This window comes from Mammaliicoccus sp. J-M41 (assembly GCF_022385935.1).
Lineage (GTDB): Bacteria > Bacillota > Bacilli > Staphylococcales > Staphylococcaceae > Mammaliicoccus > Mammaliicoccus sciuri_A.
Map to the genome: position 1 here is coordinate 1 of NZ_JAJNIR010000048.1, position 18,388 is coordinate 18,388.

Genomic DNA, 18,388 nt, shown 5'->3' on the forward strand with positions numbered 1-18,388 from the left:
AATTAAAAGGCTTATCTCCCAAAAATTACAGGAGACAAACCTTTGAAATAATATACTAATTAAGGTTTAGATTTTTGGGTTCAGTACACTCGTGAGTTTACTGCTCCTTTAACTCACGACTTTGAACATTTTCAAGCATTGCATCCAGCCTTTCACTCTCATCTCTCCATCTCCGCAATGTGTTTAATTTCAAAGTACAAGATTTCAACTATATAATAGTAATTGAGATAAAAACTATATAGAAATGGAGTTTTGATTATGAGTATATTTACTGATCAAGAGAAAGTAGACATTTTAGGTGATATAGTAAGTATGCGATCTGTTAATGATATTGAAATTGATACGTATATGTCTAGACCACCCGTTTACACAACTGGCCAAAATTCATTAATCGAGTTAGCTGTAAAAATGGGCGAAAAACATTTAAACACTACACTTCCAACTGAAGCATCACCAGGTGTTACAGATGCATCTGATTTATTAGTTTCTAAAGATGAGAACTTCTCATTTATAATGTATGGACCTGGTACAGTAGACCAAGCGCATCAAGTAGATGAACATGTATCCAAAGATGCATATCTTAAATTTATTGATTTATATACAGAATTCTTCCCTAAATACTTAGAAAAGTAATTCATTATAACCGGAGTGATTAACGTGAATACACAAATTCAACAACTTAAAAACATCATTGATTCATCTCAAAATATTACATTTTTTACGGGAGCAGGTATTTCGGTTGCTAGTGGTATACCCGACTTCCGTTCACTCGGTGGATTATATGATCAAATCTCAGAGAATGGCTATTCCCCAGAATATTTATTAAGTACTGATTATTTACAAAGTGACCCAAAAGGATTTATGGACTTTTGCTTTCAATATTTACTTTTCACAGATAAACAACCTAATATCGTACATCAATGGATAGCCCAACTCGAAAAAGACCATCGTTCACTCGGTGTCATCACACAGAATATCGATGGTCTTCATAGTAATGCCGGCAGTCTAAATACAGATGAATTGCACGGCACTATAAACCGATTTTATTGTACAAAATGCAAAAAAACATATACTAAATCTTATGTTATCGATAACCATTTACACCATTGCGAATCATGTGGTCATACCATTAGACCAGACATCGTATTATACGGTGAAATGCTAGATCAAGAAACAATATTCAATGCATTAAACAAAATAAGAGAAGCAGACACACTCGTAGTACTCGGGTCATCCTTACTCGTGCAACCCGCAGCAGGACTCATCTCAAACTTCGAAGGACAAAACCTCGTCATTATAAACAAAGACGAAACACCTTATGACACTACAGCAAACATCGTTATACATGATGACATGGTAGCTGTTGTACAGGGGTTGTTGGGGTGAGTTTGGCCAAATCACAACGAGTTCCCTCTTTTATTCTTGATAACAAAATACACTCATGGTATTATTTAAGTATTAAAAAACAATCAGCAACTTTGGAAGGGTCACTGAGTGTAAAAATTAAGGCGTATAGTCTATGCTATATTTCATTAGTCGTTTATGTTCGAGCATAAACGGCTATTTTTTATTGTCTTTTTTAAGCAATAAATAAATGGTAATAGGAAGTATTACCGTGTAAGTAATCTAGAATGTTAAATATATCTCTAGTTGCATACTTACATCTAAGCCCATATAATCACCTTCTTTCACCACGATCTAATAAGGCACGGTGAACATATAGGCAATCAATAAGCACGTTAATTTTTATGTACTAATTATAGCATGGTATCAATCCCTTCAACACCTAAAAAAAGACTACTTATCCCTCTATTTTCCGAGAAATAAGTAGTCTTTTTTTTATGTTATTTTCTTACCAGTTTCTGCTAATATTCTCCACAATAATAGGATAATTGCAGCAATGATTGTGATTGTTATGATTAGGATTAATAAATATGCATTATCAAATGCATTTGTACCTAATTCTAGTAATTTACTTTTTAATAATCCATTTGAATTTTCTGCTACGATCATCGTTTCTTCAAAACTGCCTTTTGCTTTTGCTGGTATTTCTGTTATCGACATGGAGCGTTCCATTAAATAAGTATAAGTAAATGAAAATACGCCACCAAGTGCGGCTATTCCTATTGACCCTCCGAGTTCATATGACACTTCTTCTACTGAAGCTGCCATACCTGCTTTATCGTCATCAACGTTTGTCATGATTGCATTTGATGCTACAGTCATTGCACCGCCTAACCCTAATCCTGCAATGCTAAGGAACAGTATTTGAATCCATAAATCATTGTGTAGAAATGCTGTGAATCCTACAATTCCGATTAATGAAATGATTAAATTGTAAATAAGTATTTTGATGCTATCAAATCGTGTTAAGATACTTCCTTGTACAATTGCTCCTATAAAAGCAGCTGCTGCCATCGACATTAAGACTAACCCTGCTTTTAAAGGTGTTAGATTTAAAATTAACTGTAATCTTTGAGATAAAATCATTTCAAAGCCAATTAATATGGATGCTGATGTAAATGCAGCTATCACACCTGATAAAAAGTATTTATTTTTAAATATATCTAAACTAATTAAAGGATTTAATAGACGTTTTTGTCGACTAATGAATAGTTTCAACGACCATAATCCAATCACTAATGTCAGTATAATCAGTACAATTGAAGGATTTTCTTTTGTGACTTCTTTAATAGCGTAGACAGTCCCTATAAGTCCTATCATAATGAGAATTGAACTTGTGATATCCCATTTTTTATCTTTGTTTCCTTTAATATTAGGAATTTGTATAAAAGCAACGATAATAACAAGTATCGTAATAGGAACATTAATTAGAAATACTGAACCCCACCAAAATTTAGTTAATAATAAACCACCTATTAAAGGTCCTAAACCAGCACCTGCTGATGCAATAGAAGACCAAATACCTAGCGCAAGTGCTCTATCTTTTTTGTCATCAAAGACTTGTTTAATAATAGCAAGTGTTGATGGCATCATTGTTGCTGCACCAATAGCCAATATAACTCTAGCCATAATTAAAGTGCCAGATGTTGGAGAAAAAGCTGCCACAACTGATGCTAAAGTAAAGATTACTAAACCAGATAAAAACATATTCTTATGTCCTACTTTATCACCCAACGTACCTAAACCAGGTAAGAGCCCTGCAACAACTAACGGATACGCATTTACAATCCATAATTTTTGAAAAGCACTCGCTTCCAACTCATACGTTATCGTAGGTAAAGCAGTATATAAAACAGTCATATCTATAACAATCAAAAATAACGCACTAGAAACCAATATCAACGAGAACCATTTATTAAATTTCATGATAAATCCTCCTTACTCAAATAATGGTAAGGTGTATAGTTACTATATAGTCAAACATAAACTTTTTAACCAAGTATATACTGGATTACGAGCGAATTATCGGTCCAGAAATAACAAATATGGACCGATATTATTTTTTATCGGTACAGAAACACCAAATATGGACCGATAATCTTTTTTATCGGTCCATATTTCTACATCCTAACTATACTCTACGTCTTTTGTTGTTAGGAATACGACATATTGATATAACACGTAGCATACGATAATTGCTGCCAATGTGATTTCAATTACAGAAAGTATTGTTCCGAATGTGATGGTGCTACTACTTGCATGACTATGCTGAGTGACATTATAAAGTGATGCGGCTGTTGTTACCCATGGGAACGTCATTGCTGAAAAGGATACTTTGAAGCCTCTTTGTAGTATTTTCGGTAAGAATATTAATGTAAATATAAACAACACTTGGGAAAGTATTAATAAGACGATAACATATACATTTGAATAAGTTGTATTGTTTAAGATATAACCATTTAAACAAAGTGCTGCTGGTGCACTCATAATAATCACCATCGGAAATTGTTCTTGGTTATATGTTTGCCACGACTTGCTGATTAGTACATACGCTAAAATCACCACTAGGCATACCGTTCCAAAGATTGTTGATACATGTCCGAGTGTTTCATTAAATGCTGTTGATGTTTCACTTATAACCCCTGTTCCGACAAACATCACAAACCAACTTGTGTTTGGCCATGATTTAAAATTTCTAAATGCATAGCGACTTATAAAAATAATAATCAAACTTATATGTAATAAAATGGCTGCATACCATAGCACGTTTAACAACTGAGATTGTACGGTATATTCCTGTTTTATAATGGATGCAAGTATCATCAATGTCATAGGAAATGTTGGTGATATTGCAAATGTATGGATATTTTTGAGTTCTTTCAGAAACATACTAGGATAAATGATCCATTTCATGATAAATAATAAAATGATTGCACAGGAAATAATAAAGCTACATAGGCCGAGCGTCTTAAAATTAATATGATAAAATACATTACTCAATGCCATGATGCCTATTGCCAATCCGCTTATTGCGATTGGCGTTCTTTTTAATGCTGTTATAAACATATTGAATAGCCTTTCTTTCTATATTTTTCTAAAGTTTATGCTTCTATACGTATTCTTTAAATCATACCATTGTTTGTCGTTTTGTTTAATCACATTTCTTTGATCATGACATCATAAGCAAGACATTCAATTGCGTTTCATGAACTGTGATATCACGAAATTAGATATATTATTCATCATAAAATACATCGTTATATAAATAATATGTTTTTGGTAAGGTTTAAAGTATGGAAGCAATCAGAACATGGACAAAGTGACTTCCTTATAAATGAATTTTCCGAAAACTGTAATACTATTATCCAAATATTACACGTTATTAACTTAAACAAACAAAACAATTACAACTGTTTTCTTTTATTAAAAGTCATGATAATTTAATGTCAGACATATAGGAAAGGGAAGGTTCAGACATAATGAAGAAATTATTAACAAGCTCTATCGCAACTATAGGGTTACTTACAATGGGTGTTGCTCATCATGAGGCAAATGCTGCAGAACAAAACGTTGCAACACAATCAACTATTCAAGGTACAACAGGTTACGCAAATGGTTCATACTATACAATTGATAATAACGGGAATTATCATCATACATTAGACGGTAAATGGAATCAGGCCATGTTTGATAACCATGAATATAAATCATACGAAATCGATGCTAACGGTACATACCACTATTATTATTTCGTTAAAGGTGGACAAAGTTATGCACCAAGTCAATCACACGATTCAATTCAAAAACATGGTTACAACGTAGAAAATTCTAACGCTAAATCAACAAATAAGACATCTATTCAAAATAATAAAGTAGATTCAACAGATGTATCATCTAAACAAAATACTAATAACACTAATGCAAGTTCAAATACACAAGCTTCAGACAACAATGTAACTTATAACCAAAGTCAAAATAATACAACATCACAAGATGCACAATTAAATGACAACGAAGCAACAACAACGCAAGCAAATAACAATGAAAGTGCAAGCTCTCAAAAGTCAGAAGGTAAAGCACAAGCTTCTTCAAACTGGTTAACTAAGAACACTAAATTACAAGAATATGGTCAATATCACGGTGGCGGTGCTCACTATGGTGTCGATTATGCTATGAAAGAAAATACACCAGTGTATTCACTAACTGATGGAACTGTTATCCAAAGCGGTTGGAGCAATTACGGTGGTGGTAACCAAGTAACAATCAAAGAAAAAAATAGTGATTATTACCAATGGTATATGCACATGAACAAATTAAATGTTCAAAAAGGTGATTCAGTAACTGCAGGTCAACAAATTGGTGAGTCTGGTAGTACAGGTAACTCAACTGCACCTCATTTACATTTCCAACGTATGAAAGGCGGCGTTGGTAACGAATATTCAGTCAACCCAGATTCATACATTAACAATAACCAATAATATAATCTATAACGTCAAAAAGGCTGAGACATTCTATATTGTTTCAGCCTCTTATTTTACACATATTTTTTGTAATATTCTGACAAAAAGTAATAAAATAATCATCATTTTTGACGAATAATTGTATGAAAATCTAAGATATAATGTATAATGACTAAATTTATAGAAAAAGAGGTTAGCAATGTGGATACTTTAAAAGTGAACAAACGATTAATTATGACACCTGGACCTGTAAGTGTAGATCCACGTGTTTCTCAAGCAATGTCGAATTCTATACTCGGTCAATTCGATTTTGAATTTGTTAATATCATGAATGAAACAATGTCATTAATTCGTCAGTCATTCTTAACAAAAAATAAATGGGCTTTTCCAATTGATGGAACTAGCCGTGCTGGCTTAGAAGCCGTTATATCAAATATCGTAAAACCTGGTGATGAAGTACTCGTACCTGTAATTGGTCGATTTGGTTATTTATTTACTGAACTCGTAACACGTGCAGGAGGAATCGTCCACAATATACATAAACCGATAGGCGAAGTGTTTGATCAAGCAGAAATTATTGAAGCTTTAGATGAATATAAACCTAAAGTTCTTGCGATTGTACATGGCGAAACATCAACAGGAAGATTGCAACCTATCGATCAATTAGGACGTGCTTGTAAAGAAAGAGGCATCTTTTCAGTAGTAGATGCTGTCGCAACTTATCAAGGTATGGTTATTCCTGTAGATGAATGGGAACTAGACGCAGTCGTTGGTGGCGCTCAAAAATGTCTATCTATTCCTTCAGGTATTACACCGATTACGTTTAACGAGCGTTTCAGCGAAGAAATTAATAAACGCAAACGTGTAGAATTAGGTATTCGCTCTAATGAATCTACCGAAAAAGAACATTTCATTAGCAGCAACTACTTAGATTTAACACAGTTACAAGACTACTGGAGCCCTAAACGCCTCAATCATCACACAGAATCTACAACATCTGTTTATGCATTATATACTGGATTAAAATTAGCACTATCAGAGGGCATTGAAGCACGTGCCAAAAGACATAGCTATCACCAAGAAGCTTTAAAAACAGCTCTAAAAGCACTTGGATTAGAAATTTACGGTGACGAATCTAACGAGATGAAAATGGTCATTTGCGTTAAAATTCCAGAAGGCATCGATGATAATGCCTTTAGAAACGGCTTATTACAAAACTACGGCGTAGAAATTGCCGGATCATTCGGAGATTTACAAGGACAAATATGGAGAATTGGTATTATGGGTTACGGTGTTCAAAAACAAAACATCTTAACATTCTTATCAATCTTCGCAACATATTTAGTATCACACGACAGCCAGCAACATCTTAATGTCGCAGACTCCATTAAGACATTATTAGACTATTATGAACAAAATGAAATCTAGCATTTCTTGAATGATAAGTTAGCTACAATCCAAAAAAGTCTGAGACAGTAACTTTGTCTCAGACTTTTTTGTGATTTTTAAATCGTTTCATCTTCTACGACTCTATTTTTAGATGCTGGATAGCCTACTATAAAGAACAGAATAGACATAACGATTAAGGCGATGATGCCTGATATCCAACTGTCTGTCGCATCGTGTAAATATCCAATAAAGAATGGTCCAATGGCAGCTATTAAATACCCAATAGATTGCCCGAATCCTGATAATGCGATACTTCCGTCACTTGTACGTGCACGTATAGAGAAGAATGTCATACATAAGCTAAAGCATGCACCCATACCTAAACCTGCGATAATAATACCGATTACGAGTAATACTAATGATTGCGTAAAGAATAAACCAAATCCAACTAAGAATAGTATTGTGATGATCACAACTAATATACGTTGGTCTTTTAATTTAGACGCAATAATCGGGAATGTAAATGTCATTGGCACTTGTGAAAATTGGTTAAGCATGAGTAAATAACCTGCAGTTGATGGATCTAGACCTCTATCTACTAATATAGAAGGCACCCAAGCAACAACTGTATAGAATACCATTGATTGGAATCCCATTGTTAAAGCTACTAACCATGCTAATTTAGACTTCGTAATGTTCAATTTTGTATGTTGATTCTGTGCTTCTGATAGTTTATCTTGACGTTCTAGTTTAGCGCCTTTACTTGCTTTTGGAATCCATAAAATTAATGCGATAATCCCTAGCACGATCCAAAAAGCAAGGGACAGTCTAAACCCTAATGGAGATTGAGACATTGGGAAACTTAGTCCTCCACCTAATCCTGCAGTAAAGTTCATTGTCCCACTATAAATACCTGTTGCTAATCCAATTTGTAATGGAAAATACCATTTCACATAACTCGGTAATACAACATTACCAAATGCGATCGCAATACCTAGTAGAACTGTACCAATAATAAATAAATTAAAACCACCTGCAACACGTATGTACAAAGCAATAATTACTAATATCGTTGATAGTACAATTGTATTAGACATCGTCAAACGTTTAGTTACTTTAGATACTAATGGCGAAACGACTGCAAATATAATGAGTGGTATTGTTGTTAAAAAACCAGCAAGACTGTTATTAATTTGCATAACATCTTTAATTTCATCAACTACTGGACCTACTGATGTTAATGGTGCACGTAGCGTAGATGCGATAAATACAATCGCAATTATGATGCCCCAATTTTTTTGAATTCTATGTGTATTATAGGGTTCAATCATCTTATACCACCTTATTTCTAAAATTTTTTCTTATAAAACCATCAACGCAACATTAGTATAGTTCATTCATATTGAAGTGTATATAATATGAGAGTCTGGAACAACACTTTGTCCCAGACTTTTTTAATAGTATATCAGAGATATGATTGAGTGCAATGCTGCTATGTTGAGCGACTTGATCGTTAGCCATAGGGGAATGGGTTTTTCTTCGGTTTATAAAGTTTATTTTACACTCTCAAAATTACTCTTTATTCGAACGAAAGAACTTCAAAAGAAATGGTCCACTGGTTACATTCCAAACTGGTCTATGGTTATGAACCAGCTTCTTTTACATGATCAAATTAAAGATAGAGTTATTAAGTATCTTGAATAACTTACACACTTAATTTGACAAAGCCAAGCCTCTTGATAAATAGATGGGCTCTATGTTGCTTGTTTGACCACTCTTGCAACATTCAAGGCTTCAACATTGCTTGTCACGCCCCACTTGCAATATTCGCCCTCTCTCTACAACTACTCACCCTCTATATACTTCTTTCCAATATGATAAACGCTGGGACATTTCTCTTGTCCCAGCGTTTTCTATTTATATTCCATTCTGTTGTATGACTTGCTTATACCAATCAAATGACTTTTTCTTTCGACGTTCGAGTGTCCCACTTCCTGCATCGTCTTTATCCACATAAATCATTCCATATCGTTTACTCATTTCTCCTGTTGAAGCAGATACTAAATCGATAATACCCCAACTTATATACCCCAACAATGGAACGCCATCTTGAATACCATCGTACATAGCTTCTATATGCTGTTTCATATAATCAATTCTATAATCATCTTGAATTGTACCATCTGCTTCTATCTCATCTTTGGCACCTAATCCGTTTTCAACAACAAATAGTGGCTTTTCAAATCTTTCATATATTTGATTCATCGTTATCCTTAAACCAAGCGGATCGATAACCCATCCCCAATCGCTCATTTTAAGATAAGGATTTTTGGCTGATACAATTACATTTCCTTCGTTTTTTTCAACTCTTGATATATCCGCAATAGATGTTCGAGACGCATAATAACTAAATGCTACAAAATCCACCGTCTCTTTCAGTATTTCTTTATCTGACTCATCTATTTCAATGTTAATCCCTTTAGCCTTAAAAAATGAATCCATATAGTATGGATATTTACCTTTCGCTTGTACATCTACAAAGAAAGTATTTGTTCTTTCATCATTCATAGACTGCCATACATCTTCTGGATTACAACTGTATGGATAGAAACTACCACCAGCAATCATACATCCAATTTTTGCGTGTGGCGTAATACGATGACAACTTCGAACAGCTTTCGCACTTGCTACTAACATATAATGTGCAGCTTGATATAATATTTCTTCTCTATTTTCACTATTATCAAAGTACAATCCGCCACCTGAAAATGGACTGTGTAACACTACATTAATTTCATTGAATGGAATCCAATAATTGACGTATTCTCCAAAATTATTAAAGCAAGTTTCTGCAAATTTAATATATAAATCGATCGTTTCTCTATTTTTCCACCCATTATATTTTTCAACTATCCCCATTGGAATATCAAAATGCGCAAGTGTAACGAGTAATTCCATACCATGTTGTTTACATGTCTTGAATAGACCTTTGTAATAATTTATACCTGCCTGATTCGGCATTTCTTCATCGCCATTTGGGAAAATCCTACTCCAAGAAATAGATGTTCTAAATACTTTCAACCCCATTTCAGCAAGTAACGCGATATCCTCTTTATAATGATGATAAAAATCTATACCAGTATGACTTGGATAATATTCATTCTGATCAAGTTCACTCTTTTTATAGCCTAACTTTATATCTTGTCTCTTCGTACCATGAGGAATTAAATCAATATTACTGATTCCTCTACCATCTTTATCCCAAGCGCCTTCTGTTTGATTGGCTGCTATTGCGCCACCCCAAAGAAAATTTTCCGGGAAATATTTTATTGTCATGATTTAACCACTCCTAATATGGATGTTTGTGCTTTAACCTCTGCGTGATCAAAGGATGTTATTGATTCATATTCATCTGTATTTGTAACGACAATAATCGTTGTCGGATCATAACCTGATTCAATAATTTGTGTTAAATCAAATGTACCAAGAATATCGCCAACAGTTACATGATCACCTTGTTCAATTGTTGATGTAAATGGTTCTCCATTTAATTTCACAGTATCAATACCTACATGTACTAATACTTCAACACCATTATCTCCTGTTATACCGATAGCATGTTTTGTTGGAAATACAGAAGTTACCGTACCTGTTACTGGAGCATAAATTTTATTACCTGTTGGTTCAATTGCCATGCTTTTCCCGATTACTTCTCTACTAAATACGTCATCTTCAACACTTTCAATTGGTTTTATATGTCCTTCAACAGGTGCTGCAACTGTTAGATGATCTTGAGAACCTAAATCTAATAATTCATCTTCAGATTCTGGAATATCTTCAAATCCAAGTACTAACGTTAAGATAAATGAAAGAACAACCGATAGAACCATGACTACAATAATCCACACTATACTCATTGGATTATCTTTTTCAATAAATTGTACACTCGTAAACAAACCTGGTGCTGCCATAGAATGACTTGCTAAACCTGCAAGCCCTGCTACAGCACCTGCAACAAATCCTGTAATTACAGATGCAATCATTGGGCGTTTTAATCGAATAGCAACCCCATATAATGCTGGTTCAGTTATACCTGCAATAATGGCTGATGATGCAGCTGCCAATGACGTTTGACGTAATTCTCTATTTTTCGTTTTAAATGCTACTGCTAATGAAACGCCCCCTAATGATAAGTTAGCACCAATCTCGGATGGCATAACCATACCTTCTTTACCTGTTTCAGCAATTGTTTGAACAATCGTTGGTGTGAATACACGGTGCATACCTGTCATAACTAATAATGGCCATAAGGCACCTACGATAGCTACTGCTAAAAAGCCTAATTTATCATGTACAAAGAAGACAATTTGAGACAGACCTGTACCAATCAAAATACCTGTAGGACCTACGATAATAATCGCTATTGGTGCAGCAATTAATAAGATTAACATTGGCTTCAAGAAGTTCTTCATTACAATTGGTGTAATACGATCTGCAAAATCTTCAATATATTTCAGCAACCAAGTCATGACGATTGCTGGAATAATCGTATAAGTATATTTCACTGACATAACTGGAATAAATGCGAAAGTTGCTTCTTTACCTTCTGCTGCTTTTTCCATAATTTCCATAAACACTGGATGTACCATAACACCAGCAATTGCTAATGCTAAAAATACGTTACTGTTAAATTTCCTTGCTGCAGATACTGCCACAAGCATTGGTAAGAAGAAGAACGGTGCATCTCCTATAGTATTTAAAATATTATACGTTGAACTGCTTTCTGACAGTACACCCGTCATACTTAATAACATGGCCAATAATTTAATCATCGAACCACCAATAATAGCAGGAATTAATGGTGACATCGTTCCGATAATAGCATCAAGAATATTGATACCCACCTGTTTAAATGTTAACTTTTTCTTTTCAACTGGCTCATTACTTTTAGCGCCTCCACTGACGCCATTCTTCATCAATGCTGTATAAGTATGTGATACATTGTTCCCTACAATAACTTGATATTGTCCACCTTGCTTACGTAACCCCATAACACCATCAATATTTTTTATTGCATCATCATCAGCCTTACTGTCATCTTTCAACACAAATCTTAATCTTGTCATACAATGCGTTAAATTTTTAACATTATCACTACCGCCAATGTGTTTAAGTATTTCATCAGCCATCCTTTGTTCATTTGTCATCTTTATATCTCTCCCATCTTGTTTAGAACAATAAAAAAGAGACCCAAATCATAAATAGATAGACTTATCCCTAGATAAATTCACCTATTAATGATTTAGGTCTCGCCTGCCGAACAGTAACAATCCTAAACAATTAATTGTTTATTTTGTTTTCGTAACATCAATATATCACATAATTATTTATTGTCAACGCTTTCATTTCTGGAAATTAATCTCTGTATATGAATCGTTAAGTACAATGCTTCATCGTGGGTCATTTCATACTGGTACTTTTTCAATAAAAATACTTCAATTTTCTTTACACATTTAAATGCATTCTTATATTTCTCTTTTACTATCTCATAAAGTTCGATTTCATTCGTATCAAGTGGGTTACTTGAGAAAATACGTTGAGCAAGAAATTTTAAATGTGTCACGAATCTATAATAAGTTAAACTTTCTTCATCGAAATCTAATCTAAAATGGTATTTCACTAAACTTAAAATATTTTGCACCATTTCTGTTACTTGATTATAGTCTGTTAAGTTATTATGTTCTGCATTTAACAAATGAATTGCAATAAATCCCGCTTCATCTTCAGGTAAACGAACACCAACAATTTCAGCAATCCAATCTAATGCTTGCACACCAATTTCATACTCAGTCGGATAAAAACGTTTCGTTTCCCATAGCAATCCATTCTTAATAGCCATTCCCTCTTTTTGACGCTCAATAGCAAAGTTTATATGATCCGTCAGTGCAACATAAATAGTATCGCTGAGATCTTTTTGATATTTATCCTTCGATACTTCGATAATTTTCTCAACAGCTTGAACCACTTCAATCGGCACTTCGATTAATAACGTTTTAAAGCGATCAGAAATTTCCTGGCTACTTAAATCAAATATTTTTTCAATCTTTGATTCTTCCACAATGTCGCCTTCTTGCTTTTGAAAACCTATCCCTTTCCCCATCACAACACGTTCCTGGTTGTTGTGGGTGACACTAATCACATTATGATTGATGACTCTATTTATCTTCATATGACACCCCTTTAATTAATAAATACATTGTGCCACACCGTTATAATAATTATCAATCTATAAATAAAAGAGACCCAAGTTTTCAAACTTGAATCTCCTTTTACAACTTATTAATTTTCTCCCTACGACCAACCTATCAACTGTGCAAAGATTAATGAAATGATTGAAATGACACCCCATACGATAAAGAGTGGGAAGAAGAATCGGATCCATTTTGTATATGATACGCCTCCGATTGCTAATGCTGCCATAAAGTATCCACTTGTCGGATAGAAGACATGTGTAAAGCCGTCTCCTAATTGGAAGGCTAAGACTGCGGTCTGTCTTGTTATACCTAACATATCCGCTAATGGTGCCATAATCGGCATCATCACTAAGGCTTGTCCGCTTCCTGAAGAAATAATAAAATTAATAAGCACTTGCACGATATACATACCGACTACTGCTACTGTTGGTGTTGCTCCATCGATAACAGAACCTAATCCATGAACGATACTATCCATAATTTTACCGTCTTCAAGTACAACAGCAATTGAACGTGCGAGCCCTACAATAATGGCACCCATTAATACATCTTTGAAACCATCATTAAAAGACTCACAAATTTCACGTGTATTCAATCCAGTTACGAGACCTACTACAATACCCATAACTATGAAAAGACCTGACATTTCTACCATAAACCATCCTTGTGTAATAACCCCGTATACAAGAATGATAAAGAATAAGAGCACGACGCCAATACCAATTTTTTGTCGTTTAGTCGCAACGAGTGGTTCTTGATTCGTAATATCTTTGTACATATGTCGCTACTCAGTATCATCATGATAAACTAAACTGATTGAAGGATCTTTTTTAACTTTTTTAGCGTATTTCATAATAAATAATACCGTTACAAATAGTACAATCACAAAAATAACTAAACGTAATCCGATTCCTGAGAATGTTGGAATACCTGATAATTTTTGAGCTAGTCCTGTATTGATCGGGTTTAACACACCGACCGTGAAGCCGACTACAGTACCACACAATGCAATAGATGTAGCGGTTATAGAGTCATAACCTAAAGCAATAATAAGCGGTATAATAACCGGAATATAAACGAGTGACAACTCTGCTGTACCGATTAATGTTGCAATAATCGCAAATACTGTTGTTAACACTGGAATAATCAAAATACTTTATTTATAAACTGACATGCAAGTTTATCCACACCAATTTCAATAATACCTGTACGTCTTAACACCATAAACATCCCACCTATGATAAGTGTAAAGAAGACAATTTCTCCTGCTTCAATTAAACCTCGTGGTATAATCGAAATAAAATCAACCAAACCAACTGGTGCTGAATCTATGTAATGGAATGAATCTGCATCTACCATTTCTCTACCCTCAGGCCCTTTAACCCTATCAAACTCGCCTGATGGAATTAAATATGTAGAAATAGTTGCAATCACACCGAAAACAAATAAAATCATATATATATGTGGCATACTAAACTTTTTGTTCGACCTATCTTCGTTCTTTGCCTTACCATTTTCCTTTACCAATGTGCACGACCCCTTTGCTTATTTTGAGAAACAATTTTATGCTATCACGTTTAGGAAAATTTATAATTATACAAATCAGAAAATTTAAAAAATATTTTTGTCAGTTATTACAAAAAATCATATGCACAAATTATTTTTCACGTTATTATATAGGGAATTCCCTATTTTTCTTCTTTTGAGAAAAAATTCACAAACTTTCGTTATATTGTTTTAGAATAAAGATGTAGGAGGGATTGTCATGCGAAAGACGATTTTAGTTGTTCATGGTATGAGAAAGGGAAAGTTAAATGAAACGTTATTAAATTTTATTCATCAAACTTTTAATAGTGATGAGATTGATTATGAGGTGGCCTTTTTAGAAAGTGAAGAGATCTTATTAGATGAAGTGATTCAACAAACGGTTGATGCTGGATATTCACGTATTCATCTTGTGCCGTTATTATTGTTTACCGCTTCTCATTATTACGAAGATATCGAAGCTTTATATGAAACATTTCAAGAAAATAATCCGAACGTGCAGTTTATATTAAGTAAACCTTTAGGCACACACCCGATTATGACAAACTGGGTTGCTTCTCAACTTGAAGCTTACAAAGACGACATTGATGATGAAACTGGCATTGTCGTACTTGCTCACGGTAATGCACGCTTTGATGAACCGGATGTTGCACTTAGACGAATTTGTCGCGAACTATCAACAGATCAAAACCCATGTTATCCAAGTATGGTCTATGGTGAACTTCGCTTTAAAGAAACATTACCGAAAATCGCTAAGAAGCATCGTAAATTATTAATTATTCCATTTTTCTTCTATGATGGTTTCCTTGTAAACAAGTCGAAACGTCAAATAGAATCACTCGGTTTACCGAACCTTATCACATATACGACTGCCATTAATTTTCATCCGTTATTAAAAGACATTGTACATTTTAGAATTGCTGAGTGTGAGGCGATACCGGATGTATCCAATTCAACTGAACCTTAAAGGTAAACATGTCGTCATTATTGCTGGCGGCAAAATTGCATGGAGAAAGTTCTCTAAATTGAAATCAGAGCCTTGCTCAATTGATGTTATCGCACGTGAATTTCATGAGCACTTTGATACGATTCAACTAACGAAACATATTTGCCTTATACAAGTGGACTATCAACGAGAACATATTGCCCATGCAGACTTAATTATTATCGCAACGAACCAGCCCGAAAAGTGAATACATCGTCAAAAAAGACATGAAAGGCAATATTATTGAGAAGAAGCATATAGAGAATAGATATCAATAGACGGTAGAAATTTTTAAAACAACAGGTATAAGTAAAAATAAGGAGGAACGATTATGAAAAAAAGAACAGTTCAAATAATGATTTTACTATGGCAACGGTTTTAAATGTTATTCTTCTATTCGCTATAATTTTTACAATGCCAATAGAGAGTTTAACTTTGTCTATCGTATTCGCTATATTAGCAGGAGTGAATGCGGTATATTTAATGATATTTAACCCTTTACTATCTTGATAATTATCAACTTTAAATCCTATTCCATCATCAACAAAAGACACTTGATTTTGGTTTATCGTAACTTTAATATTTTTGGCATTGGAATGTTCATATATATTAGAAATAATATTTTCAAATAATCTCTCAAACCACAATTCTTCTCCTGACCAAATTAATTGGTTCTGAACACCTTCTAATTTTATGTTCATATTTTGCCTCTGGATAAGGTATTGCCATTTATCTATTATTTTCTTACAAATGCTTACAACATCTACTTCACGATTAAATGTATAAAAATATTGAATATTCTCTTTCTGATCTATTGAAATATTTTTAATCAGTTTTGAAATATAGTCTATTCTTTCATAAGACACTTCAATATTTTCATCCTCTATTCCATATTGCTGAGAAAGATGGAATAGTTCTAACCTTAATGCAGTTAATGGTGTGTTGATATCATGAGATATTTGATCTATATGATTTTGCTCTACCTTAGTTCTTTCCAATAATTCTATTTCTTTATAACTGAGTCTATCTATTAGCAAATTAATAGATAGACCTAATTCATCAATCTCATCTCTACTTCTTTACGTTTCAACTCAATTTTAAGTGTTTCAACAGTACTTAACTCTTCGATACCTTTTCCGTAGGAATATTGTTTTCCTACTTGTTGATTGAATCTATGTGTTTCACCATTTCTATAAGATCTTTCTTTTTGAATCACTTTACCTTCATCATCTTTTTCTTCATTACCTGATTATTTTCTCCGAAAATTATTAACTTACCATTTTCATATGAAATATCTATTGGTCTTTTGAAAAGCCTAGAGCTCTGCTTTTAATTCATATCTATCATCTTTTTCACTAATATCAGTTTTTATACCTTGTTCATCAAGAAAATTACTAAAAAAATGTCTTCTAAACGGTTTTAAATCATAAGCCATAACAATCACTCCTTATAATATTTAACCTAATTTTTCATTAATACTCTTGACATACTACAAATAATTTAAATATTCTTCCCAATTACTGTTAAATTTGAATTCAACAAAAGGGTTATATTCAAATACACCATCAAATTTAAACCAAAGAGTATTGAACCCAAAAAGGTCCAATACTCTTTATAATTATTTATTACCAAAAACAAGCGTTTTTCTAAAAAATCCAAAAATAACAACACAAACTTATGAACCTTTTTAGGTTCAATCATCCAAAATATTTTTAAAAAATTATCAAAAAGTTGTATTTCCTTTTTAAAACTTATAAATATTTTTAAAAAATTATCAAAAAGTTGTATTTCCTTTTTAAAACTTATAAATATTTTTAAAAAATTATCAAAAAGATGTATTTCCTTTTTAAAACTTATAAATATCTTTAAAAAATTATCAAAAAGATGTATTTCCTTTTTAAAACTTATAAATATCTTTAAAAAATTATCAAAAAGATGTATTTCCTTTTTAAGGGAGTATTTTGAACAAACTCTAATTTTATATACTTTTCTAAATGTATAATCACGTTTATTTCTTAAAACGCAAATACACTCCAAGTAAAAGTAAGTTATAACTATACATATTTGTTACCAAAAAATATACACCTTAACTACATTTAAACCATAAATTACTTGCAACCTTTGTTCTTCTATAAGAAGGTGTTTGGTTATGTGATAACCACATCATTATTCGATAAATACGCGACAAGTGAAACAAGACAATTCAAAAGCTTACGTAGATTCTTCAAAATTTACGTCCGCAGCATGAGAGGCGCTAGCAAATTAAGACATCAATTAATGAGTACAGAAACAACAGATGAAGTACGCGCATTACTAGATGAATTCGAAGCCCAAATGGAAGACGTCGTTGA

General features: G+C 33.2%; 13 protein-coding genes and 5 pseudogenes. 8 read left to right on the forward strand and 10 right to left on the reverse strand.

Annotation, left to right across the window (positions count from 1 at the left end; translation table 11 throughout):
- Positions 1–327: 327 nt before the first annotated feature.
- Both LQ686_RS13130 and LQ686_RS13135 read left to right on the forward strand, forming a co-directional pair.
- Positions 328–633, forward strand: a pseudogene (locus LQ686_RS13130) (M20/M25/M40 family metallo-hydrolase); the annotation flags it as partial.
- Between the two features lie 24 nt (positions 634–657).
- Positions 658–1,386 (forward strand): NAD-dependent protein deacylase, encoded by a 729-nt coding sequence (locus LQ686_RS13135; protein ID WP_025907153.1) that lies wholly within the window; start codon positions 658–660, stop codon positions 1,384–1,386.
- Positions 1,387–1,839: 453 nt separating this feature from the next.
- On the opposite strand, the gene LQ686_RS13140 is transcribed toward LQ686_RS13135, so the two are convergent.
- Together LQ686_RS13140 and LQ686_RS13145 are read right to left on the reverse strand one after the other, a co-directional pair.
- A complete protein-coding gene (locus tag LQ686_RS13140) occupies positions 1,840–3,330 on the reverse strand; it encodes an MFS transporter (protein WP_037560301.1) in 1,491 nt (496 codons plus the stop codon).
- Positions 3,331–3,531: 201 nt separating this feature from the next.
- Complete coding sequence (locus LQ686_RS13145) at positions 3,532–4,470, reverse strand: TDT family transporter (RefSeq protein ID WP_025907157.1); 939 nt, start codon at positions 4,468–4,470, stop codon at positions 3,532–3,534.
- A gap of 413 nt (positions 4,471–4,883) precedes the next feature.
- Between LQ686_RS13145 and LQ686_RS13150 the strand changes: the two genes are divergently transcribed.
- Positions 4,884–5,882, forward strand: a complete 999-nt coding sequence (locus tag LQ686_RS13150; RefSeq protein ID WP_025907159.1) for a M23 family metallopeptidase — start codon at positions 4,884–4,886, stop codon at positions 5,880–5,882.
- Positions 5,883–6,065: 183 nt separating this feature from the next.
- The gene (locus LQ686_RS13155; protein WP_119475454.1) at positions 6,066–7,292 is read left to right on the forward strand and encodes a pyridoxal-phosphate-dependent aminotransferase family protein; all 1,227 of its coding nucleotides are present in this window, start codon (positions 6,066–6,068) and stop codon (positions 7,290–7,292) included.
- A gap of 77 nt (positions 7,293–7,369) precedes the next feature.
- On the opposite strand, the gene LQ686_RS13160 is transcribed toward LQ686_RS13155, so the two are convergent.
- Positions 7,370–8,584: a CynX/NimT family MFS transporter gene (locus LQ686_RS13160; protein WP_025907163.1), complete on the reverse strand. Its 1,215-nt coding sequence runs from the start codon at positions 8,582–8,584 to the stop codon at positions 7,370–7,372.
- 232 nt (positions 8,585–8,816) lie between these two features.
- Here LQ686_RS13160 and LQ686_RS13165 point away from each other — a divergent pair.
- A pseudogene (locus tag LQ686_RS13165) lies at positions 8,817–8,957 on the forward strand (IS256 family transposase); the annotation flags it as partial.
- Between the two features lie 213 nt (positions 8,958–9,170).
- On the opposite strand, the gene ascB reads toward LQ686_RS13165, so the two are convergent.
- The 5 genes and pseudogenes from ascB to LQ686_RS14230 form a co-directional block, all read right to left on the reverse strand.
- Positions 9,171–10,589 (reverse strand): 6-phospho-beta-glucosidase, encoded by a 1,419-nt coding sequence (ascB, locus tag LQ686_RS13170; protein ID WP_107572966.1) that lies wholly within the window; start codon positions 10,587–10,589, stop codon positions 9,171–9,173.
- Complete coding sequence (gene ascF / locus LQ686_RS13175) at positions 10,586–12,460, reverse strand: PTS cellobiose/arbutin/salicin transporter subunit IIBC (protein WP_107572965.1); 1,875 nt, start codon at positions 12,458–12,460, stop codon at positions 10,586–10,588. The genes ascB and ascF overlap by 4 nt, the downstream gene beginning before the upstream one ends.
- 176 nt (positions 12,461–12,636) lie before the next feature.
- Positions 12,637–13,482 (reverse strand): BglG family transcription antiterminator LicT, encoded by an 846-nt coding sequence (licT, locus tag LQ686_RS13180; protein WP_025907170.1) that lies wholly within the window; start codon positions 13,480–13,482, stop codon positions 12,637–12,639.
- Between the two features lie 122 nt (positions 13,483–13,604).
- Positions 13,605–14,645: pseudogene (locus LQ686_RS13185) on the reverse strand (YfcC family protein).
- A gap of 8 nt (positions 14,646–14,653) precedes the next feature.
- Positions 14,654–15,034 carry a hypothetical protein gene (locus tag LQ686_RS14230; RefSeq protein ID WP_259341007.1) on the reverse strand — a complete coding sequence of 127 codons (381 nt, stop codon included), beginning with the start codon at positions 15,032–15,034 and terminating at the stop codon, positions 14,654–14,656.
- A gap of 238 nt (positions 15,035–15,272) precedes the next feature.
- On the opposite strand from LQ686_RS14230, the gene LQ686_RS13190 reads away from it, so the two are divergent.
- Both LQ686_RS13190 and LQ686_RS13195 read left to right on the forward strand, forming a co-directional pair.
- On the forward strand, positions 15,273–16,019 hold the full coding sequence (locus LQ686_RS13190) for a sirohydrochlorin chelatase (RefSeq protein WP_107566068.1): 747 nt from the start codon (positions 15,273–15,275) through the stop codon (positions 16,017–16,019).
- On the forward strand, positions 15,994–16,245 hold the full coding sequence (locus LQ686_RS13195; RefSeq protein WP_025907174.1) for a precorrin-2 dehydrogenase/sirohydrochlorin ferrochelatase family protein: 252 nt from the start codon (positions 15,994–15,996) through the stop codon (positions 16,243–16,245). Before LQ686_RS13190 ends, LQ686_RS13195 begins: the two co-directional genes overlap by 26 nt.
- A 121-nt stretch (positions 16,246–16,366) precedes the next feature.
- Here LQ686_RS13195 and LQ686_RS13200 read toward each other — a convergent pair whose 3' ends face one another.
- Positions 16,367–17,035 carry a histidine kinase gene (locus tag LQ686_RS13200; RefSeq protein WP_142397687.1) on the reverse strand — a complete coding sequence of 223 codons (669 nt, stop codon included), beginning with the start codon at positions 17,033–17,035 and terminating at the stop codon, positions 16,367–16,369.
- A 59-nt stretch (positions 17,036–17,094) separates the two neighbouring features.
- A pseudogene (locus LQ686_RS13205) lies at positions 17,095–17,238 on the reverse strand (IS3 family transposase); the annotation flags it as partial.
- Between the two features lie 965 nt (positions 17,239–18,203).
- Between LQ686_RS13205 and LQ686_RS13210 the strand changes: the two are divergent.
- Positions 18,204–18,388, forward strand: a pseudogene (locus LQ686_RS13210) (tRNA-dihydrouridine synthase); the annotation flags it as partial.

What these genes read in the sequence shown, in the direction of transcription:
- LQ686_RS13140 (WP_037560301.1), bottom strand. Translation starts at nt 3,330, where the DNA reads ATGAAATTTAATAAATGGTTCTCGTTGATATTGGTTTCTAGTGCGTTA.
- LQ686_RS13195 (WP_025907174.1), top strand. Translation starts at nt 15,994, where the DNA reads ATGTATCCAATTCAACTGAACCTTAAAGGTAAACATGTCGTCATTATT.
- LQ686_RS13145 (WP_025907157.1), bottom strand. Translation starts at nt 4,470, where the DNA reads ATGTTTATAACAGCATTAAAAAGAACGCCAATCGCAATAAGCGGATTG.
- ascF (WP_107572965.1), bottom strand. Translation starts at nt 12,460, where the DNA reads ATGACAAATGAACAAAGGATGGCTGATGAAATACTTAAACACATTGGC.
- licT (WP_025907170.1), bottom strand. Translation starts at nt 13,482, where the DNA reads ATGAAGATAAATAGAGTCATCAATCATAATGTGATTAGTGTCACCCAC.
- LQ686_RS13160 (WP_025907163.1), bottom strand. Translation starts at nt 8,584, where the DNA reads ATGATTGAACCCTATAATACACATAGAATTCAAAAAAATTGGGGCATC.
- LQ686_RS13190 (WP_107566068.1), top strand. Translation starts at nt 15,273, where the DNA reads ATGCGAAAGACGATTTTAGTTGTTCATGGTATGAGAAAGGGAAAGTTA.
- ascB (WP_107572966.1), bottom strand. Translation starts at nt 10,589, where the DNA reads ATGACAATAAAATATTTCCCGGAAAATTTTCTTTGGGGTGGCGCAATA.
- LQ686_RS13150 (WP_025907159.1), top strand. Translation starts at nt 4,884, where the DNA reads ATGAAGAAATTATTAACAAGCTCTATCGCAACTATAGGGTTACTTACA.